Origin of the sequence: Rhodanobacter panaciterrae (assembly GCF_014651895.1) — a bacterium.
Classification (GTDB): Bacteria; Pseudomonadota; Gammaproteobacteria; order Xanthomonadales; family Rhodanobacteraceae; genus Rhodanobacter; species Rhodanobacter panaciterrae.
In genome coordinates, this window is record NZ_BMXT01000001.1 from 1,806,446 (window position 1) to 1,831,905 (window position 25,460).

The window sequence follows — 25,460 nt, forward strand, 5'->3', positions numbered from 1 at the left end:
TTCTTACTCCGCTCCACTCGTTCCCCAGCTTTCAGCGTGGCGGCGGCAAACCGCCCATGCCGCCCATCCCCTTCATGGCACCGCGCATCTGCCGCATCAGACCCTTGCTGCCGCCCTTGGACAGCTTGGACATCATCTTTTCCATCTGCATGTACTGTTTCAGCAGGCGGTTGACATCAGCAGGCTGGGTACCGGAACCGCGCGCCACACGGGCGCGGCGCGAACCGTTCAGCAGATCGGGGTGACGACGCTCCTTCTTGGTCATCGAATTGATGATCGCGACCATCCGGTTCATCTCGCCGTCGTTGACCTTGGACTTGACGCTGTCCGGCAGGCTGGCCACGCCTGGCAGCTTGTCCATCAGGCCAGCGAGGCCACCCATGTTGCCCATCTGTTCCAGCTGATCCTTCATGTCATTCAGGTCGAAGCGCTTGCCCTTCATCACCTTCTGGGCCAGCTTCTGCGCCTTCTCCTGGTCGACCTTGCGCTCGACTTCCTCGACCAGCGACAGCACGTCGCCCATGCCGAGGATGCGTTGCGCCAGACGATCGGGATGGAACGGCTCCAGCGCGTCGGTCTTCTCGCCGGCGCCGAGGAACTTGATCGGCTTTCCCGTGACATAACGCACCGACAATGCGGCACCACCACGGGCATCGCCGTCGGTCTTGGTCAGGATCACGCCGGTCAACGGCAACGCTTCGCTGAAAGCCTTGGCGGTGTTGGCGGCGTCCTGGCCGGTCATCGAATCGACCACGAACAGGGTTTCGACCGGCGTGATCGCGGCATGCAAGGCCTTGATCTCGGCCATCATCGCCTCGTCCACGTGCAGACGACCGGCGGTATCGACGATCAGTACATCGACCACTTCACGACGCGCCGCAGCGACTGCAGCCTTCGCGATCGCCACCGGATCCTGCCCCGCCTCGGACGGGAAGAACTTCACGCCGACCTGTTCGGCCAGCGTACGCAGCTGTTCGATCGCCGCCGGACGATAGACGTCGCAGCTGACCACCATCACCTTTTTCTTCTTGCGCTCGGTCAACAGCCGCGCCAGCTTGGCCACCGTGGTGGTCTTGCCGGCGCCCTGCAAGCCGGCCATCAGCACCACGGCGGGCGGTGTCTGGGCCAGATTCAGTTCGGTGTTGGCGGTACCCATCACCACCGTCAGCTCGTCGCTGACCACCTTGACCAGCGCCTGACCCGGCGACAGGCTCTTCAGCACATCCTGGCCAACCGCACGCACCTTGATGCGCTGGATCAGCGCCTGCACCACCGGCAACGCGACGTCCGCCTCCAGCAACGCGATGCGCACTTCGCGCAACGATTCGCGGATGTTCTCCTCGGTCAGCCGGCCGCGGCCGCGCAGGCGATTGACGGTGGTGGAAAGACGTTGGCTGAGCGACTCGAACATGACGGGACCGGCGTACAGGAAAGTGTTCGATTATAGCGGACCGAGCGGCCTGCTCCGCATGCACGCCCGGCGGAGCCTGTGCGACACTCCGCGGCTATGGTCATCCACGTCTTCGCCCTGCTCGCCATCGTGCTGTACCTCGCTGCCGCGGGCGGCCTGGCGCGCCCCCTGCTGAGCGGTGGCCAGCCGCTGAACCGGCTGGCACTGAGCCTCGCCGGCTGTGCAGTACTGATCCACGCCGGCATCCTACTCGGCATGCATCGCGGCGCACTGGACTTGCACTTCTTCGCTGCGCTGTCACTGGTCGCCTTCGTGGTGTCGACACTGACCCTGCTGGTAAATCTCTCGCGCCCGGTCGCCGCCCTCGGCGTGATCGTGTTTCCGCTCACCGCGCTGCTGGTTGCGGTAGACAGCTTCCTGGCACCGCCAACATTGCCGCTGACGATGGATTGGCAGATCAAGCTGCATGTCACGGTGGCGCTGATCGCGTTCAGCGTGCTGTCGATCGCGACCGTGCTGGCCATCCTGTTGGCAGTGCAGGAACGCGCCTTGCGCCATCGCCAGTTCGGTCCATGGCTGCGCGCGCTGCCGCCGCTGACGCTGACCGAAACCCTGCTGTTCCGACTGATCGCTGCGGGCTTCGTGTTGTTGACGCTGACCTTGCTCACCGGTGCGCTGTTCGTCGACAACCTGTTCAGCCAGCACCTGGCGCACAAGACGATCCTGTCGATCGTGGCCTGGCTGGTGTTCGGCGTGCTGCTGTACGGCCGCTGGCGCCATGGCTGGCGCGGCCAGCGTGCAGTCAACCTCACCCTGATCGGTATGGTCGCCCTGGTGCTGGCCTTCTTCGGCTCGAAATTCGTGCTGGAACTGATCCTGCATCGCCCAGTGGGCTGAGTACCCTCGAAAATTCAGCGGCAGGCGTCGATCGCTTCCGCCAATCGCTCCACACCGATCACCTCCATCTCGCCGACCTTGCCCTTCTTCGGCGCATTCGCCTTCGGCACGATCGCGCGACGGAAGCCATGATGCGCGGCTTCCTTCAGACGCTCTTCGCCATTCGGCACCGGGCGGATCTCGCCGGACAGGCCGACCTCGCCGAACGCGACGGTGTGCTCCGGCAACGGCCGATCGCGCAACGACGACAACACCGCCAGCAGCACCGGCAGATCGACTGCCGTCTCCTGCACACGGATGCCGCCGACCACGTTGACGAATACGTCCTGGTCATACGCCGCCACGCCGCCATGCCGATGCAGCACGGCCAGCAGCATCGCCAGCCGGTTCTGTTCCAGCCCCAGGGTGACGCGGCGCGGATTGCCCAGCGAGGACTGATCGACCAGTGCCTGCACTTCGACCAGCAGCGGGCGGGTGCCTTCGCGTGTCACCATCACCGCGCTACCCGAGGTCGGCCCGCTATGAGAGGACAGGAAGATCGCCGACGGATTCGGCACTTCACGCAGGCCCTTGTCGGACATCGCGAACACGCCCAGTTCGTTCACCGCACCGAAGCGGTTCTTGAACGCACGCAGGATGCGGAAGCGGCTGCCCGATTCGCCCTCGAAATACAGCACCGCATCGACCATGTGCTCGAGCACACGCGGGCCAGCGATGCCGCCTTCCTTGGTGACATGACCGACCAGGAACACCGAAGTGCCGGTTTCCTTGGCGAAACGAGTGAGCTTGGCGGCGGACTCACGCACCTGCGACACCGAGCCCGGCGCTGCCGCCAGCAACTCGGTCCAGATCGTCTGGATCGAATCGATCACCAGCACGCGCGGCCGCGAGGCCATCGCCTGCTCGAGGATGCGTTCGATGCAGGTTTCGGCAAGCGCCTGCAGCGGCTCCAGTCGCAGGCCCAGCCGCTGCGCGCGCGACGCCACCTGCGACAGCGATTCCTCACCGGTGACATACACGCTGGGCAGATGCGCGCCCAGCGTGCCAAGCATCTGCAGCAACAGGGTCGACTTGCCGATGCCGGGATCGCCACCGATCAGCACCACGGAGCCTTGCACCAGCCCACCGCCAAGCACCCGATCCAGCTCGCCGATGCCGGTGAGCGTGCGCGCCTCGGTGGTCAACGCCACTTCGGTCAGCGGCGTGATGCGCGCCACACCGGCGGCGTTGCCCGCGTAGCTGGAACGCTGCGCGCCAACGGACGACACGGCTACCGACGCCGGCGTCAGCACGATCGCGCTGAGCGTGTTCCACACCCCGCACTCGACACATTGCCCCTGCCACTTGTTGTGCTCGGCGCCACACTCGGTGCAGACGTAGGCGGTCTTGGCTTTGGCCATGAGGGGTTCCGGCTGGATACTTGTGATGCGAACAGCTTAGCTTGCGCTCATCGCAAACTACGAGACGCCGCGGCGCCAGAGGCTGTCAGCTTTCGTCTTCGACGAACAGCACGCGACGGGTCATGCCGCAGGTGAGGTCATAGGAGATAGTGCCGGATTGCGCGGCGATCAGTTCGACCGGCAATTCCGGCCCCCACAGCAGCACGCGATCACCGATTTTCGCGGCCGGTGCATCGCGCAGATCAAGCGTGATCAGATCCATCGAGACGCGGCCGATCAGCGGCACGCGCTGTTCGCCGACCAGCACCGGCGTGCCGGCCATGGCACTGCGCGGATAACCGTCGCCGTAACCGACAGCGGCCACGCCGACCGGCATATCTTCGGGACACGTCCAAGTGCCGTTGTAGCCGATGCGTTCACCACGTTTGATCTGGTTGATCGCGATCAGCCGCGTGCTCAGCGTCATCGCCGGACGAAAACCGAAGTCGGCACCTGTCTTGCCGTCGACCACCGACAAGCCGTACAGCAGACCGCCGGTGCGTACCCAGTCACCACGCGCGTCGGGCCAGCCAAGCACCGCGGCGGAATTGGACAGCGAACGCGGGCCATCGAACATCCGTGTCGCCTCGGCGAAACGGGCGATCTGCGCTGGCGTCTGTTCGCCGTCAAACACTTCGGAATCGGAGAAATGGGTAAGCAGGCCGATCTCAGGATCGATGCCTGGCATCGCGGCGAGTCGCGCATGCACATCGGCCACGTGCTCCGGCGCGAAGCCGAGCCGATGCATGCCGCTGTCGATCTTCAACCACACGCGCAAACGTCCACGCACCGGCTCGGCCTGCGTCAGCCATTGCAACTGCGCCTCGTGATGGATCGCCGCGTCCAGCTGCAGCCGCTGCATTTCGGCGATGTCGCGGACGTTGTCGGGACCGGACAGCACCACGATGCGTTGCTGATGTCCCGCCGCGCGCAGCCGCAGGCCATCGCCGAGCGCAGCCACCGCGAACGCCTCGGCCTCGCCGTTCAACGCACGAGCCACCCGCTCCAAGCCGTGGCCATAGGCGTCGGCCTTGACCACCGCCATCACTTTCGCTGGCGCAGCGAGCGCTTTCAGCCGCGCCAGGTTGTGGCGCAGCGCACCGAGGTGGATGGTGGCGACGGTGGTGCGGCTCATGGCAAACGGAAGTCCGGGATCAGTCGAACGACCCGACGAACGAATCCGGCGCGTAGTTCACAAACTTGGTGTAGTGACCGAGGAAGGTCAGCTTGCAGGTATCGGTGGGACCGTTGCGCTGCTTGCCGATGATGATTTCGGCGATGCCCTTGTCCGCCGATTCCTTGTTGTAGTACTCGTCGCGGTAGATGAACATGATCACGTCGGCGTCCTGCTCGATCGCGCCGGACTCGCGCAGGTCGGACATCATCGGGCGCTTGTCGGCGCGCTGTTCCAGCGAGCGATTCAACTGCGACAGGGCGATCACCGGTACGTTCAGCTCCTTGGCGAGGCCTTTGAGTGAACGCGAAATTTCTGAAATTTCGGTGGCGCGATTCTCCTTGTTGCCGGGCACCTGCATCAGCTGCAGGTAATCGATCACGATCAGGCCCAGCCCACCGTGCTCGCGATGCAGCCGGCGCGCACGCGAACGCATTTCCACCGGCGACAGGCTGGGTGTGTCATCGATGAAGATCTTGGCGTCGGACAGCAGCGCGATCGCGTTGGAGACTCGCGGCCAGTCCTCCTCTTCCAGCGTGCCGTTGCGCAGGTGCTGCTGGTGGATGCGACCGACCGAGGAGATCAGGCGGAACGCCAGCTGCGAGGAAGACATTTCCATCGAGAACACCACCACCGCCTTCTTGCCGCCCAAGGCAGCGGTCTCGGCGATGTTCAGCGCAAACGCGGTCTTGCCCATCGACGGGCGCGCCGCCACGATGATCAGATCCGACGGCTGCAGGCCGGAGGTGAGACTGTCCAGATCATTGAAGCCAGTACTGACGCCGGTGAGCTGACCGCGATTCTCGTAACGCTCGGTGAGCAGGCGGAACGCATCCTTCACCGCCTCGCGCATCGAGACGGAATCCTTCTTGCCGCGCGCGCCGGACTCGGCAATGTGGAACACGCGCTGCTCGGCGCTTTCCAGCACTTCCTGCACGCTCTTGCCTTCGGGCCGATAACCGTCCTCGGTGATCGAAGTGCCGGCATCGATCAGCTGGCGCATCACCGACTTCTCGCGCACGATCTCGGCATACGCCGCAATGTTGGCGGCGCTGGGCGTGCTGTTGGCCAGCTCGATCAGGTAGCCGGCGCCACCGACCATCTCGGCCAGACCGTTGGTTTCGAACCAGTCGCCCAGGGTCACCGCGTCGCACGGCATGCCCTTGTTCGCCAGTTCGTTGATCGCGCGCCAGATCAACCGGTGATCCTTGCGGTAGAAGTCCTGCTCGGCCAACCGGTCGGCCACCTTGTCCAACGCATCCGGTGCCAGCATCAAGCCGCCGAGCACCGCCTGCTCGGCATCGATGGAATGCGGCGGTATGCGCAACGCCTCGATGGCAGGAGATGAGGGTTTGCGTTCGGGCACGAAGGACATCGGGATTCTCTCAAGCAATAGCCAGCACGATGCTGCACGTGTCCGTGCCAGCATACGCGGCCCCACGGTCAGGCACGAGACAACAACTCTGTGGATAACCTGTGAGTTGGCGTGGATAAAACATGCACCGATCCGCGCTCATCCTTTGCGACAGATGCAGACTCACGGGGCGGAGCTGGCGAAATTCCTGATTATTGGGCCGTCAAAAACAGAAGGGCGCCCCAAGGGCGCCCTTCTGTTTCCATCAGGAAGATGGCGGTATCAGCTTACTTGTCGCCGACCACGATCACCTTGACGGTGGTGTGGACATCGGCGTGCAGGTGGACCGCGACGTCATATTCGCCGGTGTTGCGAAGCGGGCCTTCGCCCAGGATCACTTCACCCTTGTTGACGGCGTGACCGGCAGCGGCCAGTGCCTCGGCGATATCGCGCGGGCCGACCGAACCGAACAGCTTGCCTTCCGCGCTGGCATGCGCAGAGATCGTCACCGACGCGTCGGCCAGCTTGACCTTGCGGGCTTCGGCGTCGGTCAACATAGTGTTGGCTTTCGCTTCGTACTCGGCGCGACGCTGCTCGAACGCAGCCAGGTTGGCGGCATTGACGCGTACGGCCTTGCCCTGCGGCAGGAGAAAATTGCGGCCGTAGCCCGGCTTCACGTTGACCTTGTCGCCAAGCGTGCCGAGGTTGCGGACTTTCTGCAGAAGAATGAGTTCCATGATGCTTCCTTTTCGTTAGCACCGGTGTGGCCCGGCGCAGCCAGAGGACGGTTGTCCGAAGGTCTTGCACCCTCTCCCCTTCGGGGAGAGGGTTGGGGTGAGGGGCTGGGCTTGCGCAATCGGTTGTTCGAAGCACGCTTCGACGAACCTGATCGCGAGCACCCGCCCCTCATCTGCTCTGCGGGCACCTTCTCCCCCGGAGGGGAGAAGGGATCACAGGTCAGACGTCGTGGTTGTCGGTGTACGGCAGCAGCGAGAGGAAGCGTGCGCGCTTGATCGCGGTGGCCAGCTGACGCTGATAACGCGCCTTGGTACCGGTGATGCGGCTCGGCACGATCTTGCCGTTCTCGGTGACGTACTGACGCAGGGTGTTGAGATCCTTGTAGTCGATCTCCTTCACGTCTTCGGCAGTGAAGCGGCAGAATTTGCGGCGGCGGAAAAACTTGGACATGGTCTGGGTTCCTATCAGTCGTCGCTGTCGCGATCGTTGTCGCGGTCATCGCGGTCACGGCCGCGGCCTTCGCCATCACCCTCGTCGTCGCGGCGACGGGTGGACTTGGCGTCATCCTTTTCCTTCGACTTCAGGATGAAGGACGGCTCGGTATCGGCCTCGTCACGACGCACGACCAGATGGCGCAACACGGCGTCGTTGAAGCGGAAACCCGACTCCAGCTCGGTCAGCGCGTTCTGGCTCACTTCGATGTTGAGCAGCACGTAATGTGCCTTGGCCAGGTTCACGATCGGATAGGCCAGCTGACGACGGCCCCAATCTTCCAGACGGTGAATCTTGCCGCCGTCGGTCTCGATCAGCGCCTTGTAGCGCTCGAGCATCGCCGGAACCTGCTCGCTCTGGTCAGGGTGGACCATAAACACAACTTCGTAATGACGCAGGGTCATTGTGGGTTGACTCCTTGTGGATGCGGCCTTGCGGCCTCGCAGCCTCCCGCTGGTGCGGTGAGGCAAGTGTCCTGCCGGCACCCAAGCGGGCGCGGACAGAAGCGGAATTGTACGGTGTCGGCGAATGATCGCGCAAGTCATTGAAAATCATGACCTGAACGACACGAACTTTGGTCAGCTGACGGTAAAGCTCTCGCCACAGCCGCATTCGCCGGTGGCATTCGGGTTGTGGAACACGAAGCTGGCGTTGAGACCCTGCCGCTGAAAGTCGATCACAGTACCCTCGACCATCGCCAGGCTCTTGTCGTTGACGATCAACGACAGCCCGTCCACATCGACCACCTGATCGCCCTCACCAATGGACTCGGCCAGATCCACCACGTAGGCAAACCCGGAGCAACCCGTGCGCTTGACGCCGAAACGCACACCGGCCGCCGCTGGCGTGTTGGCCAGAAAGTGGCGCATGCGTTCGTTGGCGGCGGGTGTGATGGTGATCGTCATGGAGCGAATCGAACCTCGATAAAACTGCACTGCGGGAGCCCGGAAAGTCGCAGCGCGGGCAACGGCTACATTATCATGCCGGTTTGGCCTTGCGTGCCGCGGCGCGCGCGCCGTTCATCCATACGCGCCGATATGCGGTGCATCAGCAGGAGTTTCAACGATGGCCGTGGTCAGTGTGAAGCAGGCTCTCTCCGGCAAGCTCGAAGCCGGCAGCAAGGTGACCGTGCGCGGCTGGGTGCGCACGCGCCGCGACTCCAAGGCTGGCCTGTCCTTCGTCAACGTGACCGATGGCTCCTGCTTCGACCCGATCCAGGCTGTGGTGCCGGCCACGCTAGGCAACTACCACAGTGAAGTACTGCATCTCACCGCCGGCGCCGGCGTGATCGTTTCCGGCATCCTGGTGCCCTCACAGGGCAAGGGCCAGAGTTTCGAGCTGCAGGCGGATGAAGTGATCGTCACCGGCCTGGTCGACGACCCGGAAACCTACCCGATCCAGCCCAAGCAGCATTCGATGGAATTCCTGCGCGAGGTCGCCCACTTGCGCCCGCGCACCAACCTGTTCGGCGCGGTGACGCGGGTGCGCCACACCATGATGACGGCGATCCACCGCCACCTCACCGAGCAGGGTTTCTTCTGGATCAACACGCCGATCATCACCACTTCGGATGCCGAAGGCGCCGGCGACATGTTCCGCCTGTCCACGCTGGACCTGGCCAACCTGCCACGCCTGCCCGACGGCAAGATCGACTTCCGCAAGGATTTCTTCGGCCGCGAGGCGTTCCTCACCGTGTCCGGCCAGCTCAACGTCGAGGCGTACTGCCTGGCGATGAGCAAGGTCTACACCTTCGGCCCGACCTTCCGCGCCGAGAACTCCAACACGCCGCGCCATCTGGCCGAGTTCTGGATGGTCGAGCCGGAGATCGCATTTGCCGACCTTACCGCCGATGCCGATTGCGCCGAAGGCTTCCTCAAGGCGATCTTCAAGGCCGTGCTGGACGAACGCGCCGACGACATGGCTTTCTTCGCCGAGCGCGTGCAGCCGGATGCGATCAGCCGGATGGAGGCGTTCATTGCGCAGCCGTTCGAGCGCATCGACTACACCGACGCGATCGAGATCCTGAAGAAGTCGGGCCAGAAGTTCGACTACCCGGTCGCCTGGGGCATCGACCTGCAGACCGAGCACGAACGTTATCTGGCCGAGAAACATATTGGCCGTCCCGTGGTCGTAATGAACTACCCCGAGGCGATCAAGGCGTTCTACATGCGCTTGAACGATGATGAGAAGACCGTTGCCGCGATGGACGTGCTGGCCCCAGGCATCGGCGAGATCATCGGTGGCAGCCAGCGTGAAGAACGCTTGGACTACCTCGATCGCCGCATGATCCAGTTCGGTCTCGATCCCGCCAGCTATGGCTGGTACCGTGACCTGCGCCGGTACGGCACGGTCCCGCATGCCGGTTTTGGCCTCGGCTTCGAGCGGCTGCTGGTTTACGTCTGCGGCCTGTCCAACATCCGCGACGCCATCCCCTACCCTCGCGCGGCCGGTACGGCCGAATTCTGAGTACCCCATCTGTTATGTCGCATCGCTTCCCTGCCACCATCGCTGCACTGGCTCTCGCCGTTCTGCTGGCTGGCTGTCACACCGCCAAGGTGCTGATTCCGCCCAATCTGCGGCCACCTTCGGAAAACACCGGTGATGCGCTGAAGCTGGCCCAACAGCAGTTGCTCCAGGCCTCACCATGCTGCAGCAGCTTCGCCGACTTTTCCTATAGCAGCACGCTGCCGTGGCAACCGCAGAAGTTCACGCTGGGCAGCGGCAGCATGGTCGCCAACCTCAATGGCACCCACAGCTACTTCCTGGCCTTCCGTTTGCCGGCCGACGTGAAGCTGCCGTACCGGGTAGCCATGAAATCCGAATTGAATGGCCGCTGGCTGCACGCCAGCTACCTGTTCGCGCCGACCATCGTGCTGCTGGATGAGGCCTTCCAGCCGATCCGCTCCGAAGACATCGGGCTGTGCGAACACATGGGTTGGAGCGACGAAACCACCGGCGCCTTCGGCAGCGTCAAGGTCAACGAGCCGCAAGCGCGCTATCTGCTGGTCTACAGCTCCGCCGAACAGCAGTCAGGCAAGACCTATTGGGAGCAGTCGCCCGCGTCGATCTCGACCACCACCACGGCGACCCTGAAGATGAACTCCACCGGCAGCTTCAGCATTCCGCATGGCCCGGATGGTTCGCTGTGGGTCGGCCTGATGAACAAGACCTACGAAAAGGCCATCGACAACGCGATCTGCAAGAAGGCGGAAAAAGGCGACGGCGTCCTCAACACCCTGCGCACCGCACTGCCGCTGCCATGGATCAACAGCAACACCAGCAACGGCAGCAGTGGCAGCAGCAACGACAGCAAGACCAACCACCGCAGCTCGCCATGATCATCCTTTACCTGGGCCTGCTGATCGGCGGCGTGGGCTTGCTCCTGTTGTCGTATGTGGCCCAGTTCCGGCTTGCCGCGTTGCTGCGCAAACGCTACCCGCAACACTGGCAGGTCATTGCCGAGCCGGAGCACGGCAAGACTTCGACGTTCCGCACCTGGATCCGCATGCAGCACGTGCTGCGCTCCCCGGCACTGCCTGCGCTGGGCGATGTGACCATCAACCGCTGGCTCCAGGTCTGGCGTTACAGTCCGTGGCTAGGTTGGCTGTGCTGGTTCGCGGCACTGGCGATGCGCTTGTTGCTGCACTGATCAAACCGAACGGAGAACCTGCATGCAACTGGACCTGAGTGGACGGCATGCGCTGGTCTGCGGCGCCTCGCAAGGCATCGGTCGTGCCAGCGCGATCGAACTGGCCGAACTGGGCGCCAGCGTCACCTTGCTGGCGCGTTCGGCAGATGCCCTCAAGATCGTCGCCGAGAACCTGCCACGGAAGCATGCCGCACAGCGCCACGACTGGCGCAGCGTCGACATGCTGGACACTGCCAGTCTGCAGGCGATCGCCAGCGGGATCGCCGCCAGCGAACCGGTGCATATCCTGATCAACAACAGCGGCGGACCACCGGGCGGTCCGGCACATGCCGCCACCCCAGCCGCGTTTGAAACCGCATTCCGGCAGCACCTGTTGGCCGGTCAGACCTTGTTGCAGGCACTCTTGCCCGGCATGCGCGCCAGCGGCTACGGCCGCATCGTCAATGTGATCTCCACTTCGGTGAAAGAACCGATCGTGGGGCTCGGCGTATCCAACACCGTGCGCGCCGCCGTCGCCGGCTGGGCCAAGACGCTCTCCGGCGAACTGGCTGCCGACGGCATCACCGTCAACAACGTGTTGCCCGGCTACACCCGCACCGGCCGCCTCGATGGCTTGCTGGCCGCGAAAGCCGCCGCAAGCAGTCAGACCGAAGACGCGATCGCACAGGACCTGATCGCCACGATCCCGGCCCGTCGCTTCGGTGAAGCCAGCGAAGTGGCAGCGGTGATCGCATTCCTGTGCACACCTGCCGCCGCCTACGTCAACGGCGTCAGCATCGCGGTCGATGGCGGCCGCACCCGCGCCTTGAGTTGAGCCAGATCGCGCACGCATACGCCAGCGTCCGGTGCATTTGCAGCACGCTGGTTTTAAGCTTGTGCAGATGCCTACCCTGCGCCTAGCCAATCTGATCGACGGTCGCCTGCAGCCGCCGCAGCATGATGCATGGCTGGAGGTGCACGAACCGGCCACCGCCATGGTGTTTGCACAGTGCCCGGATTCCAGCCCGGACGACGTCGCTGCCGCCGTCGCTGCCGCCAGCCGCGCCGCCGCCGGCTGGGCTAACACCCCGATTGAACAGCGCGCGCACCTGCTGCAGCGATTGGCTGACCTGATCGAAGCACGGCTTGAAGAATTCGCAGCGCTGGAATCGCGCGACAGCGGCAAGCCGTTGATCCTCGCACGCCGGCTCGATATCCCGCGAGCGATCAGCAACCTGCGCTATTTCGCGGCGGCGATCATGAGTTGGGGCAGCGAGTCGCACGCGATGGAAACCGGTGCCGTCGGTACCGGCGCGATCAACTACACCCTGCGTCAACCGCTCGGCGTGGTCGGCTGCATCAGCCCATGGAACCTGCCGTTGTACCTGTTCACCTGGAAGATCGCGCCGGCGCTGGCCGCTGGCAACACGGTGGTGGCCAAGCCGTCGGAAGTGACTCCATGCACCGCGGCGCTGCTTGGCGAACTGAGCATCGAGGCCGGGTTTCCAGCCGGCGTGCTGAACATCGTGCAGGGGCGCGGACCCAGCGTCGGTCAGGCGATCGTGGAGCATCCGTCGGTGCAGGCGATTTCCTTCACTGGCAGCACCGCCACCGGCGCACAGATCGCCCGTGTCGCCGCGCCACAGTTCAAGAAAGTGTCGCTGGAAATGGGCGGCAAGAATCCGGCGATCGTGTTTGCCGATGCCGATCTTTCCGAGGCGAACCTGGACACCATCGTGCGCTCGGGCTTCGCCAATCAGGGCGAGATCTGCCTGTGCGGTTCACGCCTGCTGGTGCAGCGCTCGATCTATGACGCCTTCCGCGAGCGCTACCTTGCGCGCGTTCAGGCGCTGCGCATCGGTGATCCGACAGATGCCGACAGCGATCTCGGCGCGATGGTTTCGCGAGCGCATTACGACAAGGTGCTCGGTTGCATCGAACAGGCCCGCGTCGAAGGCGGCCACGTGCTGTGCGGCGGTCAATCGATCCGATTGTCCGGTCGCTGTGCCGATGGCTGGTTCATCACGCCGACCGTGATCGAAGGCCTGCCGTCTGCGGCGCAGACCAACCAGCAGGAAATCTTCGGCCCGGTGGTCAGCCTGATTCCATTCGAGGACGAGGCCGAGGCGCTGGCGATCGCCAACGACAGCCGCTATGGACTCGCCGCTTCACTGTGGACACAGGATCTCTCCCGTGCCCACCGGCTCGCCGGCCGGCTTGAGTTCGGCATCGTATGGATCAATTGCTGGCTGCTGCGCGATCTGCGCACGCCGTTCGGCGGCGCCAAGCAGTCCGGACTCGGTCGCGAAGGTGGCCTCGACGCATTGCACTTCTTTACCGAGTCGAAAAACATCTGCATCCGCTATTGATCTGGTTCCTTTGATCCACCCGCGGCGCAAGCCGCACCAATGAGTACCTGACAGTGACCCGTCCCCTGCAAGAACTGCTCGATGGCAACCGCCGCTGGTCCGCCGCCAGACACGCGGAAGACCCGCATTTCTTCGAGTATCTGGCGAAGCAGCAGTCACCGAAATACCTGTGGATCGGCTGTTCCGATTCGCGCGTGCCGGCCACCCAGATCGTCGACCTGCCGCCGGGCGAGATCTTCGTGCAGCGCAACGTCGCCAACGTGGTCTCGCACAGCGACCTCAACTGCCTCAGTGCGATCCAGTTCGCGGTGGACATCCTCAAGGTCGAGCACATCATCGTCGTCGGCCATTACGGCTGCGGTGGCATCCAGGCCGTACTGGACGAACGCCGACTCGGCCTCGTCGACAACTGGTTGCGGCATGTCGGCGACGTGGCGGAGAAGCATTCCTCGTTGCTCGCCTCCATGGACTTGATGTCGCTGCGCAATACCCGCCTGTGTGAACTCAATGCGATCGAACAGGTGACCAATACCTGCCGTACCACGGTCGTGATGGACGCCTGGGAACGCGGCCAGAAACTCGCTGTGCACGCATGGTGCTACAGCCTCGACAATGGCCATATGAACGATCTGGATATGCATGTCGATTCACGCATGGCACTGGAACCCGCCTACGAAAACGCCCTGCGGCGATTGACGCGGCTGCCGGCAACGCACCCATGAGCGGAGTCATCCACACCGATGCCGCGCCTGCGCCGGTCGGCGCCTATCCGCATGCGCGGCGCGTCGGCGACCTGCTGTTCCTGTCCGGCGTCGGTCCGCGCCAGCCCGGCAGCAACGCGATTCCCGGCAATGTGCACGATGCAGACGGCCAGCTGGTCGACTACGACATCGAGGCGCAATGCCGGCAGGTGTTTGCCAACGTGCGCGCCGTGCTGGAAGCCAGCGGTGCCACCTGGGCTGATCTGGTCGATGTCACCGTGTTTCTGACCGACATGCAGCGCGACTTTGCCACCTACAACCGGCTGTACGCGGAATACTTCGCGGGCGTGGATGCGTGCCGTACCACGCTGGGCATCAGCGCCCTGCCGACACCGATCGCGATTGAGCTGAAATGCATCGCGGCAATGCCACCATCCGCGCGTTGAGCGCTCTGCCGCGCTGCGCATGAAAAACCCCGCCGGTCTGCACCGGCGGGGTTTCGATTCACACCATCATCCAGCCGACGATCAGCCTGCCGTGCTGGCAGCCGCCGGGGCTGCCGCTGCGGCAGCCTTGTGGTGCTTGTGATGTTTCTTGCTGTGGGCCTTGGGAGCGGCAGCCGCAGCCGGGGCGGCATCAGCTGCCGGGGCAGCCATCGGCGCCGCAGCCGGAGCAGTCGCGGGAGCGGCCTGTTCCGCTGCAGCGGCAGCCTTCGGCGCAGCCGCCTGGGCCAACACAGAACCGGAAAGCGCAACGCCCGCCACGAGCAGGGAAGCGATCAGAAGTTTACGCATCATATGTTGAGCCTCGGAAATGGGGTATCGCGAGCCCGGCCGGAACCCGGCAACACGGGTGGCGCGACGAGTCCACAATGCGGCGGAAATGGGATACCAAAGCTGAATGGGGTGCGCGACTTTCTACGTGTCTGGCGCGCAGGATCTTGACTTTTATTCAACGCACTGAAGCACGCAATAATTTGCGCTCATTTCAGACAGGCCTGCAGCATCCGACCGATGAGTTCCTGCACCGCTGGCGCCTTCCCATCGTCGTATTCGAAGCTCGCCTCGTCCATGTAGTTGAGCTGCGCCAGCTCCAACTGCACCGCCTGCACTCCGGCATCGGGATCACCGTAATGACGGGTGATGTAGCCGCCCTTGAAGCGTCCATTGACGGCAAAACTGTAGCGTGACTGCGATTCAAGACAGGTCTGCAACTGCGCCTGCAGCGCCGAACCGCAACTCGCCCCAGTAGCCGTGCCGAGATTGAAATCCGGCAGACGCCCCTCGAACAGCAGCGGTACCTGGCTGCGAATGGAATGACCTTCCCACAGCACAGCCCGGCCGTGTTCGGCACACAGTCTCGCAAGTTCATGCGCCAGTGCCTGGTGGTAGGGCTGCCAGAATTCGTTTATCCGTTGTTGAACTTCCACGCTGTCCGGTTCGCAGCCATCCAGATACAGCGGTTCGCCGTCGAAACCGATCGTCGAAACCAGACCGGTTTCGCGCTGCCCCGGATATAACGCATGCCCATCGGCAGGCCGGTTGAGGTCGATCACATAACGCGACGCCAACGGCTTGAGCACGCTGGCGCCTAGCGCCTGCGCCAGCGGCTCGTACAGCCGCCCCACATGCCAGTCGGTATCCGGCGAACGGCGTGCAGTTGGATGCATTCGCACGATGATGTCGTCGGGAATGAAGCTGCCGTCGTGCGGCAGACTGATCAACAGCGGCACATGGCCGCGCTGCAAGGTGAAGTTGCTCATGCGCAGCATTGTACTCAGCCCATCAGCACGAGTTCTTCGGCGGAACTGGGATGGATCGCCACGGTCGCATCCAGGTCGCATTTGCGCAGGCCGAGCTTCAGCGCTACCGCAAAGCCCTGCAACATTTCTTCGGCACCCGGACCCAGCGCATGGATGCCGAGTACGCGTTCGTCGCGACCCACGCAGACCAGCTTCATCAGACTCTGCCCCTGCATGCCGGCCAACGCCCACTGCATCGGTGTGAATCGGCTGCGGTAGACGGTGACCGCATCTCCATATTGTTCACGAGCCGCTTCCTCGGTCAGCCCGACCATGCCCAGCGGCGGCTCGGAAAACACCACACTGGGAATATTCTCGTAAACCAGCTGTGCATCCGGCTGACCGCCAAACAACCGGTCCGCCAGGCGCCGGCCAGCCGCAACGGCCACCGGCGTCAACGCCTTGCGCTCGGTAACGTCGCCGACCGCGTGGACACCTTTCACGTTGGTATCCTGCCGCGCGTCGGTCAGCACGTGGCCACGCTCGTCGGTTTCCACGCCGATCGAACCGAGCTCCAACGCCTCGCTGTTCGGCACACGGCCTACCGCCCACAGCAGCGCGTCGTAGGGGCCGCGCGAACCGGTCGGCGCATCGTCGAGCAGGATGCCTGCGTCCCCACGATGTGCCGCCTGTATTGCACTGTGCAGGTTGACCCGGATGCCTTGCGCTTCCATCAGTTCCCGCAATGCCAGCACCAGTTCTGTATCGAAGCCTTCCAGCAGGTGCTCGTGTGCCAGCACTTCCACCTTGCTGCCGAGTGCCTGCAGCAAACCGGCAAACTCCACCGCGACATAACCCCCGCCCACGATCGCCACCCGTCGCGGCAATGACTGCAGCGCAAAGACATCATCGGAAACCATCCCCAGCCCAAAACCCGGCAATGCCAGCGTGCGCGGACGTGCGCCGGTGGCAATCACGATCTGCGCTGCCTGCAACTGGCTGCCATCGGTCAGCTCGATCGTATCGGCTGCGACAAAACGGCCAGCTTGACGGATCAACTGCACGCTCGCGCTCTGCAGGCGCCGGGCATAGCTTTGATCGATCGCATCGATATAGCGAAGTCGCACCTGACGAAAGCGCTCCCAGTCCAGCGGACCCGGTTCCGACGCAAAACCCACGTAGACCGCAAACTGCTGGGCCTGCGCCCACTGCGCGGCAAACCACAGCGCCTTCTTCGGTACGCAGCCGCGATGCACGCAGGTACCACCCAGTTCGCCCGGGTCGAGCAAGGCAACCCGCGCGCCATGCTGCGCGGCGCGGAAGGCAGTGGCCAGGCCGCCGGAACCGGCGCCGAGCACGATCAGGTCATGGCTTGCCGTCATCGAAGCGCCCTCGGGGATTTGCTCGAATCTAGCTTATGACGCCTGATCTCGGTATCAAACCAGTACCGACGAGACAGGCGCAATCGCACCCGCGCATAGGCCAAAGTTGTCGCATCGACAATTGCTTGCTTAGCAGGTAGTTCACGTGCACGCTTGGCTCGAATCACCCAGATGGGTTTGAGCATGCTGATCAGAATCTCGACCAGAGTGGTTTCAATCGGACTATGCCTTGTGGTGCTGTTGGTGCCGGCCGGCCTCGCGCAGACGTTCAGCCCAGCTGCGGTCAAGATGTTCCATGAGCTGGATCAGCAGCCTAACGATCTGGCCCGCTACATCTACCTGGTCAAGACGATACCGGAACTTCCCGTATCCGACCGCCAGCTCGCCATGCAGATGTTTGCCTCGACCGAGGACGAACTGGGCCTCTACAACGAAGCCATTCGCGACTTCCCTCTCAAGAGTCACGCATCGGCGGATACGACGCTTCCCACAGCGGCTGAGTGGATGCCAGCCAGTGCTGCCGACGTCGTCACGAAACTGGCCTCCGACCGGCGCACCGTGCTGGTCAACGAAGCCCATCACGATGCCCATACCAGGCAACTTACCCTTGCCTTGCTGCCCCGCTTGCGTGCGCTTGGCTTCAACTATTTTGCTGCCGAAGCCCTGGTCGACGAAGATGCCGCGCTGATGCAGCGCGGCTATCCGACCATGGCAAGCGGCACCGAATATCTGCGTGAACCCTCGTACGGTGACATTGTGCGCATGGCGCTCAAGTTGGGCTACACGGTCGTGTCTTACGATGTCGACAGGGGCACCACCCAAGATCGTGAAATCGGGCAGGCAAACAACCTGTACAAGAAGGTGTTTGCCAAAGACCCCAACGCTCGCCTGTTCGTCCATGCCGGCTATGCACATATCGACAAGGCAAAAGGGCGTCTTGGCAGCACCATACCGATGGCCATGCAGTTGCAGAAACTGACTGGCATCGAACCGCTATCAGTCGATCAAACCCAGTTCCGTGAGCAGATCCCGAGTGAGCCAGATGACTACCAGCAGCTGATCAAGGAATTTCCGCCCGATGGTCCCACCGTGTTGCTCAACCGCATCACCAGCAAGCCCTGGAGCGCCCACCCGGATCTGTACGACGTCAACGTAATCCTGCCGCCCACTGGTCAGGGTGCACTCGATAGCGGATATGTCCAGCCTTCGACGATCGTGCACGACATGGTGCGTGCCCAACCCATGCTGGCGCATTACGTCAACACGCAACGTCCCGAATGGCTCACCCTGCACAATGAGCGCTTTCCGTACGCGGTCAGCACGGCACTCTGCAAAGTTACCTCGCCCTGCGTCGTCGACGCGCACTATATCGACGAGTCGAACGACGCCATCGCCGCCGATCGTTACGCCTTCATGCAGGGCGAGACCGCGAGCAAGCTGTACCTCCGTCCAGGGCGTTATCGCTTGCGCGCATGGGATATCCGCGGCAAGACCTTGTCCGAGCAGATCATTACAGTGGACCAGCGATAAGCCCTTCGGCACGAATGACTTGATGGGAAGACCTCTCACGGAGCGCTTGCGTTTATAAAATTACATGCGTAATCTTTATTGGACTACGCATGTAATCCAAAACCGGAGCGCCTGTGCCAAACAAGCCGATTGCCATCAGCGATGCCGAAAGCCGGGTGATGGAGGTGCTCTGGCAGCAAGCGCCACAGACGTCCGAAGACATCGTGGCCAGCCTGCTGCAACCCACCGGCTGGCACGAAAAAACCATCAAGACCCTGCTCAACCGCCTGCTCGGCAAGGGTGCGGTGAGCGCGCAGAAGGATGGCCGACGCTATCTGTATTCGCCGCTGCTGCGACGTGAGGAATGGCAGCGGCTGGAGAGCCGCAGCCTGCTTGATCGCGTATTCGGCGGCAAGGTGGCGCCGCTGCTGGCGCACTTCAGCCAGCACGAAAAGCTCTCGACGAAGGAGGTCGCCGAGTTGCGCAAGCTGATCGATGCGATCGAGAAGAAGGCACGCTGACCATGCTCGGCATGCTGCTCTACCTCACCTTTGGGCTCGCACTCGTGCTGGCCCTGCGTAAACCGGCGCGACGTCTGTTCGGTGCCGGGCCGGCATTCACGCTATGGCTGCTACCGCTGATGCTGGCTGTGCTGCCGTGGCTGCCCACCTTGCCGTCGACATGGTCGATCTCGCCGACGCTGCTGGTGCTGCCTGCCACGCAGACTTTCGCCGCGCAGGTTGGACAAACGGCTTCGACGCTGCATTGCCCGCAGCTGTTGTGGCTGATCGGCGCGCTGATCTGCCTGCTGCGCCTGATGATTCATTACGGCCGCCTGCTGAGGCAAAGCTGCCGCCTGCCCGCTCCCCTGCTGCAACTGCTGCAAACCGATCTGGGTGACCTCGATCCACGCCGCCTGCGGCTGCATCCAGCCGGCCCGGCGGTGCTGTGGGCGCCGTGCAGCCTGCTGTTGCTGCCCGGGGACTTTCTCGAACGCTTCAACGCCGACGAGCGGCGACTGGTGCTGCAGCACGAGCGCATGCATCTGTGCCGCGGCGATGCGCTGTGGAGCCTGCTGGCCGAACTTGCCGTTGCATTGCTGTGGTTCCACTCGCTGGCGTGGCTGGCGCTACCGCGGCTGCGACTGGATCAGGAACTGGCCTGCGACGAACGTGTGCTGCGCCAGTTGCCACAGGACGAGATGGCGTACGCACGAACCTTGCTGCACAGCACCGGCATGGATTCCAAGCCGGTACTCATCCCCTGGCTCAGCGAGCCACAACTGAAGGAGCGACTGAACATGATCCAGCGCCATCGTCCCGGTGCCTTGCGCCGTCGTCTCGGATACATCGGCCTGGCCGCCCTGATGCTGGGCAGTGCGTTCACCGCGCAAGCCCTCACGCACGCCAAACCGGACCAATCCGCCTCATCCGACCTCAGCTACAACTCACACATGCAACCGCACTACCCAGCCGATGCGATCAAGAACAAGCAGGAAGGCACCGTCATCCTGATGGTTCTGGTCGGTACCGATGGCCGTCCGCAAACTATCGAAGTGGATCCGGCGACGCATGCCGCACCCAGTCTGGTCAAGGCCGCTAGCGATGCCGCCATGCAATGGCATTTCAATCCCGCCATGAAGGACGGCAAGCCCATCGTGGGTTACGACCGCGTGCCGGTGAAGTTCAGCCTGGATCCGATGCCTGTGGCGCCGTCTCCCGCAGTTGCGCCCGCCTCGCCTTCAAATTCGACCAGTTCCTGAGAACTTCCTTCCAAGTCATTGATTTGATAACCTCGGCTCGACTCAAGCCGAGGTTGTTTCATGCGTATGGACCCTGCCGCCCGATCGACGTCCACGTCATGGTCAGCGCACGCTGCACGCCAGCTATTGCTCGGTACGCTGATTCTGCTGCTGGCCGCCTGCGCCAGCGGTCCGCATCGACGGCAGCCCACCTTCAAGACCTCGCACTCGGCCCTGGCTGATCTGCCACCACTCGCACCCTCAGCCGCCAGCGCTGGTGCCGCGAACGACATCCTGTTTCGCGCGATCGGCTTGGTCGGCACCCCGTACCGCTGGGGTGGCAACACGCCGGCGGGCGGCTTCGACTGCAGCGGACTGGTCGACTACATCTATCGCACCGCCGCCCGCATCAAGCTGCCACGCACGTCGCACGACATGGCAGCGATGGACGGCCGCAAGGTGCGCCAGATGACCCAACTGGCCAGTGGCGACCTGGTGTTCTTCGACATCGACGGCGCGATCAGCCATGTCGGCGTGTATGTCGGCAAGGGGCGTTTCGTGCATGCACCGAACAGTGGTGGCACGGTGCGGCTGGACGACATCGACGGGCCGTACTGGGGCGGCCATTTTGCCTACGGCAAGCGTGTGCTGGACTGATACGCCGGATTGGCAGGTCGCATTAAAAACAACGGCGCCGAAGGGCGCCGTTGTCGTCTAAAGGATGCCGCCAGGCTCAGTGTGCGTCAGCACCCGGCGCATGCGCGTGGCCGTGCTGGATCTCTTCCTCTGTGGCATCGCGCACTTCGTTGATGGCCACGTCGAAATGCAGGGCCTTGCCGGCCATCGGGTGGTTAAGATCCACATCGATCGCGCTCATGCCGACCTTGTGCACGGTCACGGCGCGTTGGCCGCCATCTTTCAGTTTCAGTACGGTGACCATGCCTGGCTTGAGTCGGTTGGCCTGCGGGAAATACTTCTTCGACATGCGCTGGATCTGGTCTTCCTGGCGTTCGCCGTAACCGTCGGCTGCAGCCACGTCCACCGACAGCGTATCGCCGGCCTCATGGCCCTCGATCGCCGTCTCCAGACCCGGAATCAGCTGGCCATGGCCGAGCAGGATCCACAGTTGCTCGTTGTGATCGTGCGAGCTCTCAACCTTTTCACCGTCCACTGTTAGCGTGTAGTGGATCGCGATGACCTTGTCCTTGCCAGCCTTCATTGCCTGTCTCGTCGATGGGATCAAACGACGGATTCTAGCAGCAGCCGGCCAGCGGCCAGCATCGACATCACGACTCCGCTCGACCGAAACCCACCCCGCGCGCCTCCGGCCCCAGCCACAACAGCACAGCCAGCAACAAGGCCACCAACACCATCCACAACGACATCGCGAACGCGAAATCACCGCCATGCCGCTGGGCCAACCAGGTTTGCGCGGTAGCAGTGACCGCCGCCAGCAGGTTGCCCATCTGATAGGCAAACCCCGGCAAGGTGCCGCGCACCGCCGCAGGCGACAACTCGTTCAGATGGGTCGGCACCACGCCCCAGGCGCCCTGCACCATCATCTGGATCAAGAACGCGCCGATGCCCAGCAGGATCAGCGAGCCGCCATACATCCACAGTGGAATCACCGGTATCGCCAGCAAGGCGGCGATCATCATCGCCTTGCGCCGACCGATGCGTTCTGAGAGCGCACCGAAATACAGGCCGCCAACCAAGGCCCCGAGATTCAACAACGCCACCAGCACGAAGGCCATCGCCGAGCCGGTGGGTAGATGCAGGTTGGTTTCTTCGAAGGTGTGATACATGTCCTGCGAGCCGTGGCTGAACATGTTGAACGCCATCATCAGCAGCATCAGGTAGATCGCCAACTTCCAATGACCACGCATCGCTTCCAGCAAGCCGGGGCGTTTCGAGGCCTGCTGCCCCGCTTGCCATACCGCCGACTCCGGCACCTTGCGCCGGATGTACAGCACCAGCAGGGCCGGGATCGCACCGACCACGAACAACCCGCGCCAGCCGATATGGTCGACCAGTAGCCAGTTCGCCAATGCCGCCAGAAAGAAGCCGCACGGATAGCCGCTCTGCAGCAGACCGGACACCGCGCCGCGCGCCTTCGCCGGGATCGATTCCATCGCCAGCGACGCACCGATGCCCCACTCGCCACCCATCGCCACGCCGAACAGGAAGCGCAGCACCAGCAGCATGGTGAGCGACGTCGAGAACGCGGTGGCCAGTTCGAACACCGAAAACAGGATCACATCGAGCATCAGGATCGGCCGCCGCCCGAAACGATCGGCCAGCCGTCCGAACAGCAATGCGCCCAGCGGCCGCGCGGCGAGGGTCAGGAACAGCGCGTAGGTGATTTGCGCCGTGCCCACCTCGAACTCCTTTGCCACCGTGACGATGACGAAGGTCAGCAGGAAGTAATCGAACGCATCCAGCGTCCAGCCGAGGAAACTTGCCAGCACGGTATGCCGCTGGCTGGAATCGAGTTCACGCAGGGGCGCAAGCAGCGACATCAGACTTCTCTCGGATCGGCAGATGGCCGCTATCGTATGCCCGGGATGGCCGAAAACGCGACGTCGACATGGCACACGTGCACGCGATGACCTAGATTGAGGCAATCGACGCAAGGACTGGACACGCATGGATCGTCGCACCCGGCATCGCATCGCCAGTCTGTATGACTCCCATCTGCAACGCTGTTACGTCAGGAGCAAACTGGCCAGCGATCCGGTCTATGCCGCCACCGCGGCGCTGATTACCGGCAGCCCGCTGCCCCTGCTCGACATCGGCTGTGGCATCGGCCTGCTTGGGCAGTATCTGCACGCGCAAGGGCACCGACAGCCGTATCTCGGACTCGATCATGATCTGCGCAAGATCGCTGCGGGACGGATTGCCGCGCAGCGCGCCGGACTCGACACCATGATGAGCCTGCAACATGCCGACGTGGCCGAACTTCCGCCGATGCATGGCCACGTCGCCCTGCTCGACGTGCTGCACTATCTGCCTGCCGAACGTCAGCCCGCGCTGTTGCAAGCGGCCATCCGGCATCTGGCACCGCAAGGCTGCCTGATCATCCGCAATGTGCTGCGCGAACCGAACTGGCGTTTCCACGCTACCCGGATCGAGGAGTTTTTTCTGCGTGCGTCCGGCTGGATTCCCGGTGGGGCGCAACACTATCCGACCGCCGATGAACTGCGTGCCCCGCTGGAAAACGCCGGGCTCGATGTGCGTATCGAACCACTGCGCGGACATACTCCGTTCAACAGCTACTTGATCGTGGCACGGCCGCACTACTGAGGCCGTCTCGCCGTTCCATTCAGTTTGGCGGCCACCGCGCAAGCACGGTGCTGATGAATCAGCTATACTTGGCGGCGCAGTCACTCTGACTGCTGCGGCAATGCCGCCCTCTTCCCCCAAGTCTGCAACACGGTATGAACACTCCGGGTTGCTCAGGAGTGTTACATGTCCTTCGATTCGCTGGGCCTTGCGCCCGCGTTGTTGCGTGCGCTTGCCGATTACGGCTACACCCAGGCCACCCCGATCCAGACCGCCGCGATTCCGCCGGCACTGGCAGGCCATGACCTGCTCGCCGCTGCCCAGACCGGCACCGGCAAGACTGCTGCGTTCGCGCTGCCGCTGCTGCAGAAACTGTCGACCAGCGGTCAGACCATGACCCGTCGCCCGCGCGCACTGATACTCACCCCGACTCGCGAACTGGCCGCCCAGGTGCATGAAAACCTGCGCGACTACAGCAAGCACATGCAGGTCAGCGCCACCACCATCTTCGGCGGCGTCAGCATGGGCCCGCAGATCAATGCACTGCGTCGCGGCGTCGACATCGTCATCGCCACCCCGGGTCGATTGATCGACCACATGCAGCAGCGCACGCTCGATCTGTCGGCCGTGGAAACGCTGATCCTCGATGAAGCGGACCGCATGCTGGACATGGGCTTCCTGCCGGCACTGAAGCGCATCCTGCAGTCGGTGCCGAAGAAGCGCCAGACGCTGCTGTTCTCCGCCACGTTTGCGCCGGCGATCAAGACGCTGGCGATGGAGTTCATGCACAACCCGAAAGAGATCTCGGTTTCGGCGCCGAACACCGTCACCACCCTGGTCAGCCATCAGGTGCACCCGGTCGATGCCTCACGCAAGCGCGACCTGCTGCTGCACCTGCTGTCGGCGGACAGCCGCCGGCAGTCGCTGGTGTTCAGCCGCACCAAGCACGGCGCCGACAAGCTGGTGACGTTCCTCAACGCCTCCGGCCTGCGCAGCGCCGCGATCCACGGCAACAAGAGCCAGAATGCCCGTACCCGCGCGCTCAGCGACTTCAAGAGCGGCCGCATCACCGTGATGGTGGCTACCGATATCGCCGCGCGAGGCATCGACATCGAGCAGCTGCCGATCGTGATCAATTTCGACCTGCCCTCGGTCGCCGAAGACTATGTGCATCGCATCGGTCGTACTGGTCGTGCCGGCATGGAAGGCCTGGCAGTGTCGCTGGTCAGCCACGACGAGTCCGGTCTGTTGCACGACATCCGCAAGCTGCTGAAGCAGGACATTGCGATCACGCCGATCGTTGGTTACGAGCCTTCCGCGCCGCTGCGGCTGGATGCCGGTGCACCGCGCCCGAAACAGGGTGGCGGCGGTGGTGGTGGTGGACAACGTCAATCGCGCGCGCCACGCCAGGGCAAGCCCGCTGGCTCGGCCCGCCCGAACGGCTATGCGCCGCAGGGTCGTGGCGATCACGCCGCCGGCAACCAGCGCCGTCGTTCGAACTCGCGCCCGGCCGCCAAGGCCTGAGCGATCGCTTGAATGACACCGAATGTGGCGGCCTGAGGGCCGCCACATTCGTATGCGGAACCCGGAATCCTTCGTCGC

At 63.4% G+C, this 25,460-nt stretch carries 26 protein-coding genes; 14 read left to right on the plus strand and 12 right to left on the minus strand.

Annotated elements, in window-relative coordinates:
- Positions 1-31: 31 nt before the first annotated feature.
- Complete coding sequence (gene ffh / locus IE071_RS08390) at positions 32-1,411, minus strand: signal recognition particle protein (RefSeq protein ID WP_189440634.1); 1,380 nt, start codon at positions 1,409-1,411, stop codon at positions 32-34.
- Between the two features lie 96 nt (positions 1,412-1,507).
- Here ffh and IE071_RS08395 point away from each other — a divergent pair, with 96 nt between their 5' ends.
- A complete protein-coding gene (locus IE071_RS08395; RefSeq protein WP_189440635.1) occupies positions 1,508-2,308 on the plus strand; it encodes a cytochrome C assembly family protein in 801 nt (266 codons plus the stop codon).
- Positions 2,309-2,322: 14 nt separating this feature from the next.
- Here IE071_RS08395 and radA read toward each other — a convergent pair whose 3' ends face one another.
- From radA to IE071_RS08430, 7 genes are all read right to left on the minus strand, one after another.
- Positions 2,323-3,708 (minus strand): DNA repair protein RadA, encoded by a 1,386-nt coding sequence (radA, locus tag IE071_RS08400; RefSeq protein WP_189440636.1) that lies wholly within the window; start codon positions 3,706-3,708, stop codon positions 2,323-2,325.
- 85 nt (positions 3,709-3,793) lie between these two features.
- Positions 3,794-4,882 carry an alanine racemase gene (gene alr, locus IE071_RS08405; protein ID WP_189440637.1) on the minus strand — a complete coding sequence of 363 codons (1,089 nt, stop codon included), beginning with the start codon at positions 4,880-4,882 and terminating at the stop codon, positions 3,794-3,796.
- A 19-nt stretch (positions 4,883-4,901) separates the two neighbouring features.
- On the minus strand, positions 4,902-6,296 hold the full coding sequence (locus IE071_RS08410) for a replicative DNA helicase (RefSeq protein WP_189440638.1): 1,395 nt from the start codon (positions 6,294-6,296) through the stop codon (positions 4,902-4,904).
- 266 nt (positions 6,297-6,562) lie between these two features.
- On the minus strand, positions 6,563-7,012 hold the full coding sequence (gene rplI, locus IE071_RS08415) for a 50S ribosomal protein L9 (RefSeq protein ID WP_189440639.1): 450 nt from the start codon (positions 7,010-7,012) through the stop codon (positions 6,563-6,565).
- A 220-nt stretch (positions 7,013-7,232) separates the two neighbouring features.
- Entirely contained in the window at positions 7,233-7,463 is a 231-nt protein-coding gene (gene rpsR, locus IE071_RS08420; RefSeq protein ID WP_007081973.1) for a 30S ribosomal protein S18, read from the minus strand.
- A 14-nt stretch (positions 7,464-7,477) separates the two neighbouring features.
- The gene (gene rpsF / locus IE071_RS08425) at positions 7,478-7,909 is read right to left on the minus strand and encodes a 30S ribosomal protein S6 (RefSeq protein ID WP_189440640.1); all 432 of its coding nucleotides are present in this window, start codon (positions 7,907-7,909) and stop codon (positions 7,478-7,480) included.
- Positions 7,910-8,083: 174 nt separating this feature from the next.
- Positions 8,084-8,410 carry a HesB/IscA family protein gene (locus IE071_RS08430; protein ID WP_189440641.1) on the minus strand — a complete coding sequence of 109 codons (327 nt, stop codon included), beginning with the start codon at positions 8,408-8,410 and terminating at the stop codon, positions 8,084-8,086.
- Between the two features lie 160 nt (positions 8,411-8,570).
- On the opposite strand from IE071_RS08430, the gene asnS reads away from it, so the two are divergent.
- From asnS to IE071_RS08465, 7 genes are all read left to right on the plus strand, one after another.
- A complete protein-coding gene (gene asnS / locus IE071_RS08435; RefSeq protein ID WP_189440642.1) occupies positions 8,571-9,971 on the plus strand; it encodes an asparagine--tRNA ligase in 1,401 nt (466 codons plus the stop codon).
- 14 nt (positions 9,972-9,985) lie between these two features.
- A complete protein-coding gene (locus tag IE071_RS08440; protein ID WP_189440643.1) occupies positions 9,986-10,843 on the plus strand; it encodes a MalM family protein in 858 nt (285 codons plus the stop codon).
- Entirely contained in the window at positions 10,840-11,154 is a 315-nt protein-coding gene (locus IE071_RS08445; protein WP_189440644.1) for a hypothetical protein, read from the plus strand. The genes IE071_RS08440 and IE071_RS08445 overlap by 4 nt, the downstream gene beginning before the upstream one ends.
- Before the next feature lie 22 nt (positions 11,155-11,176).
- Positions 11,177-11,968 (plus strand): SDR family oxidoreductase, encoded by a 792-nt coding sequence (locus IE071_RS08450; protein ID WP_189440645.1) that lies wholly within the window; start codon positions 11,177-11,179, stop codon positions 11,966-11,968.
- 67 nt (positions 11,969-12,035) lie between these two features.
- Positions 12,036-13,502, plus strand: a complete 1,467-nt coding sequence (locus IE071_RS08455; RefSeq protein WP_189440646.1) for an aldehyde dehydrogenase — start codon at positions 12,036-12,038, stop codon at positions 13,500-13,502.
- A gap of 47 nt (positions 13,503-13,549) precedes the next feature.
- Complete coding sequence (can, locus tag IE071_RS08460) at positions 13,550-14,224, plus strand: carbonate dehydratase (protein ID WP_425503442.1); 675 nt, start codon at positions 13,550-13,552, stop codon at positions 14,222-14,224.
- Positions 14,221-14,649: a RidA family protein gene (locus tag IE071_RS08465; protein ID WP_189440648.1), complete on the plus strand. Its 429-nt coding sequence runs from the start codon at positions 14,221-14,223 to the stop codon at positions 14,647-14,649. Before can ends, IE071_RS08465 begins: the two co-directional genes overlap by 4 nt.
- A 536-nt stretch (positions 14,650-15,185) precedes the next feature.
- Here IE071_RS08465 and hutG read toward each other — a convergent pair.
- Together hutG and gorA are read right to left on the minus strand one after the other, a co-directional pair.
- The gene (gene hutG, locus IE071_RS08470) at positions 15,186-15,965 is read right to left on the minus strand and encodes an N-formylglutamate deformylase (RefSeq protein ID WP_189440649.1); all 780 of its coding nucleotides are present in this window, start codon (positions 15,963-15,965) and stop codon (positions 15,186-15,188) included.
- A gap of 14 nt (positions 15,966-15,979) precedes the next feature.
- A complete protein-coding gene (gorA, locus tag IE071_RS08475; RefSeq protein WP_189440650.1) occupies positions 15,980-17,326 on the minus strand; it encodes a glutathione-disulfide reductase in 1,347 nt (448 codons plus the stop codon).
- A 183-nt stretch (positions 17,327-17,509) separates the two neighbouring features.
- Between gorA and IE071_RS08480 the strand changes: the two genes are divergently transcribed.
- The 4 genes from IE071_RS08480 to IE071_RS08495 all read left to right on the plus strand — a co-directional run bounded on the left by IE071_RS08480 (position 17,510) and on the right by IE071_RS08495 (position 21,233).
- Positions 17,510-18,856 carry a hypothetical protein gene (locus IE071_RS08480; protein ID WP_189440651.1) on the plus strand — a complete coding sequence of 449 codons (1,347 nt, stop codon included), beginning with the start codon at positions 17,510-17,512 and terminating at the stop codon, positions 18,854-18,856.
- A 113-nt stretch (positions 18,857-18,969) separates the two neighbouring features.
- Complete coding sequence (locus IE071_RS08485) at positions 18,970-19,356, plus strand: BlaI/MecI/CopY family transcriptional regulator (protein ID WP_189440652.1); 387 nt, start codon at positions 18,970-18,972, stop codon at positions 19,354-19,356.
- A gap of 2 nt (positions 19,357-19,358) precedes the next feature.
- Positions 19,359-20,597, plus strand: coding sequence for a TonB family protein (locus tag IE071_RS08490; RefSeq protein WP_189440653.1), 1,239 nt, complete (start codon positions 19,359-19,361; stop codon positions 20,595-20,597).
- Between the two features lie 66 nt (positions 20,598-20,663).
- Positions 20,664-21,233, plus strand: a complete 570-nt coding sequence (locus IE071_RS08495; RefSeq protein WP_189440960.1) for a C40 family peptidase — start codon at positions 20,664-20,666, stop codon at positions 21,231-21,233.
- Between the two features lie 76 nt (positions 21,234-21,309).
- Here the strand turns inward: IE071_RS08495 and IE071_RS08500 are convergent, their stop codons facing one another.
- Both IE071_RS08500 and IE071_RS08505 read right to left on the minus strand, forming a co-directional pair.
- Entirely contained in the window at positions 21,310-21,795 is a 486-nt protein-coding gene (locus tag IE071_RS08500; RefSeq protein ID WP_189440654.1) for an FKBP-type peptidyl-prolyl cis-trans isomerase, read from the minus strand.
- A 67-nt stretch (positions 21,796-21,862) separates the two neighbouring features.
- On the minus strand, positions 21,863-23,095 hold the full coding sequence (locus IE071_RS08505; RefSeq protein ID WP_189440655.1) for an MFS transporter: 1,233 nt from the start codon (positions 23,093-23,095) through the stop codon (positions 21,863-21,865).
- A gap of 127 nt (positions 23,096-23,222) precedes the next feature.
- Here IE071_RS08505 and IE071_RS08510 point away from each other — a divergent pair, with 127 nt between their 5' ends.
- Complete coding sequence (locus IE071_RS08510; protein WP_189440656.1) at positions 23,223-23,879, plus strand: class I SAM-dependent methyltransferase; 657 nt, start codon at positions 23,223-23,225, stop codon at positions 23,877-23,879.
- 165 nt (positions 23,880-24,044) lie between these two features.
- Positions 24,045-25,382, plus strand: coding sequence for a DEAD/DEAH box helicase (locus IE071_RS08515; protein WP_189440657.1), 1,338 nt, complete (start codon positions 24,045-24,047; stop codon positions 25,380-25,382).
- The last annotated feature ends 78 nt before the right edge of the window (positions 25,383-25,460 follow it).

Coding starts and splice junctions, on each gene's coding strand:
- IE071_RS08510 (WP_189440656.1), top strand. CDS start 23,223: ATGGATCGTCGCACCCGGCATCGCATCGCCAGTCTGTATGACTCCCAT.
- IE071_RS08465 (WP_189440648.1), top strand. CDS start 14,221: ATGAGCGGAGTCATCCACACCGATGCCGCGCCTGCGCCGGTCGGCGCC.
- asnS (WP_189440642.1), top strand. CDS start 8,571: ATGGCCGTGGTCAGTGTGAAGCAGGCTCTCTCCGGCAAGCTCGAAGCC.
- IE071_RS08440 (WP_189440643.1), top strand. CDS start 9,986: ATGTCGCATCGCTTCCCTGCCACCATCGCTGCACTGGCTCTCGCCGTT.
- hutG (WP_189440649.1), bottom strand. CDS start 15,965: ATGAGCAACTTCACCTTGCAGCGCGGCCATGTGCCGCTGTTGATCAGT.
- IE071_RS08490 (WP_189440653.1), top strand. CDS start 19,359: ATGCTCGGCATGCTGCTCTACCTCACCTTTGGGCTCGCACTCGTGCTG.
- IE071_RS08450 (WP_189440645.1), top strand. CDS start 11,177: ATGCAACTGGACCTGAGTGGACGGCATGCGCTGGTCTGCGGCGCCTCG.
- IE071_RS08495 (WP_189440960.1), top strand. CDS start 20,664: ATGGACCCTGCCGCCCGATCGACGTCCACGTCATGGTCAGCGCACGCT.
- rpsR (WP_007081973.1), bottom strand. CDS start 7,463: ATGTCCAAGTTTTTCCGCCGCCGCAAATTCTGCCGCTTCACTGCCGAA.
- IE071_RS08445 (WP_189440644.1), top strand. CDS start 10,840: ATGATCATCCTTTACCTGGGCCTGCTGATCGGCGGCGTGGGCTTGCTC.
- IE071_RS08455 (WP_189440646.1), top strand. CDS start 12,036: ATGCCTACCCTGCGCCTAGCCAATCTGATCGACGGTCGCCTGCAGCCG.
- radA (WP_189440636.1), bottom strand. CDS start 3,708: ATGGCCAAAGCCAAGACCGCCTACGTCTGCACCGAGTGTGGCGCCGAG.
- IE071_RS08430 (WP_189440641.1), bottom strand. CDS start 8,410: ATGACGATCACCATCACACCCGCCGCCAACGAACGCATGCGCCACTTT.
- gorA (WP_189440650.1), bottom strand. CDS start 17,326: ATGACGGCAAGCCATGACCTGATCGTGCTCGGCGCCGGTTCCGGCGGC.
- rplI (WP_189440639.1), bottom strand. CDS start 7,012: ATGGAACTCATTCTTCTGCAGAAAGTCCGCAACCTCGGCACGCTTGGC.
- IE071_RS08505 (WP_189440655.1), bottom strand. CDS start 23,095: ATGTCGCTGCTTGCGCCCCTGCGTGAACTCGATTCCAGCCAGCGGCAT.
- alr (WP_189440637.1), bottom strand. CDS start 4,882: ATGAGCCGCACCACCGTCGCCACCATCCACCTCGGTGCGCTGCGCCAC.
- IE071_RS08480 (WP_189440651.1), top strand. CDS start 17,510: ATGCTGATCAGAATCTCGACCAGAGTGGTTTCAATCGGACTATGCCTT.
- IE071_RS08410 (WP_189440638.1), bottom strand. CDS start 6,296: ATGTCCTTCGTGCCCGAACGCAAACCCTCATCTCCTGCCATCGAGGCG.
- IE071_RS08515 (WP_189440657.1), top strand. CDS start 24,045: ATGTCCTTCGATTCGCTGGGCCTTGCGCCCGCGTTGTTGCGTGCGCTT.
- rpsF (WP_189440640.1), bottom strand. CDS start 7,909: ATGACCCTGCGTCATTACGAAGTTGTGTTTATGGTCCACCCTGACCAG.
- IE071_RS08395 (WP_189440635.1), top strand. CDS start 1,508: ATGGTCATCCACGTCTTCGCCCTGCTCGCCATCGTGCTGTACCTCGCT.
- IE071_RS08500 (WP_189440654.1), bottom strand. CDS start 21,795: ATGAAGGCTGGCAAGGACAAGGTCATCGCGATCCACTACACGCTAACA.
- ffh (WP_189440634.1), bottom strand. CDS start 1,411: ATGTTCGAGTCGCTCAGCCAACGTCTTTCCACCACCGTCAATCGCCTG.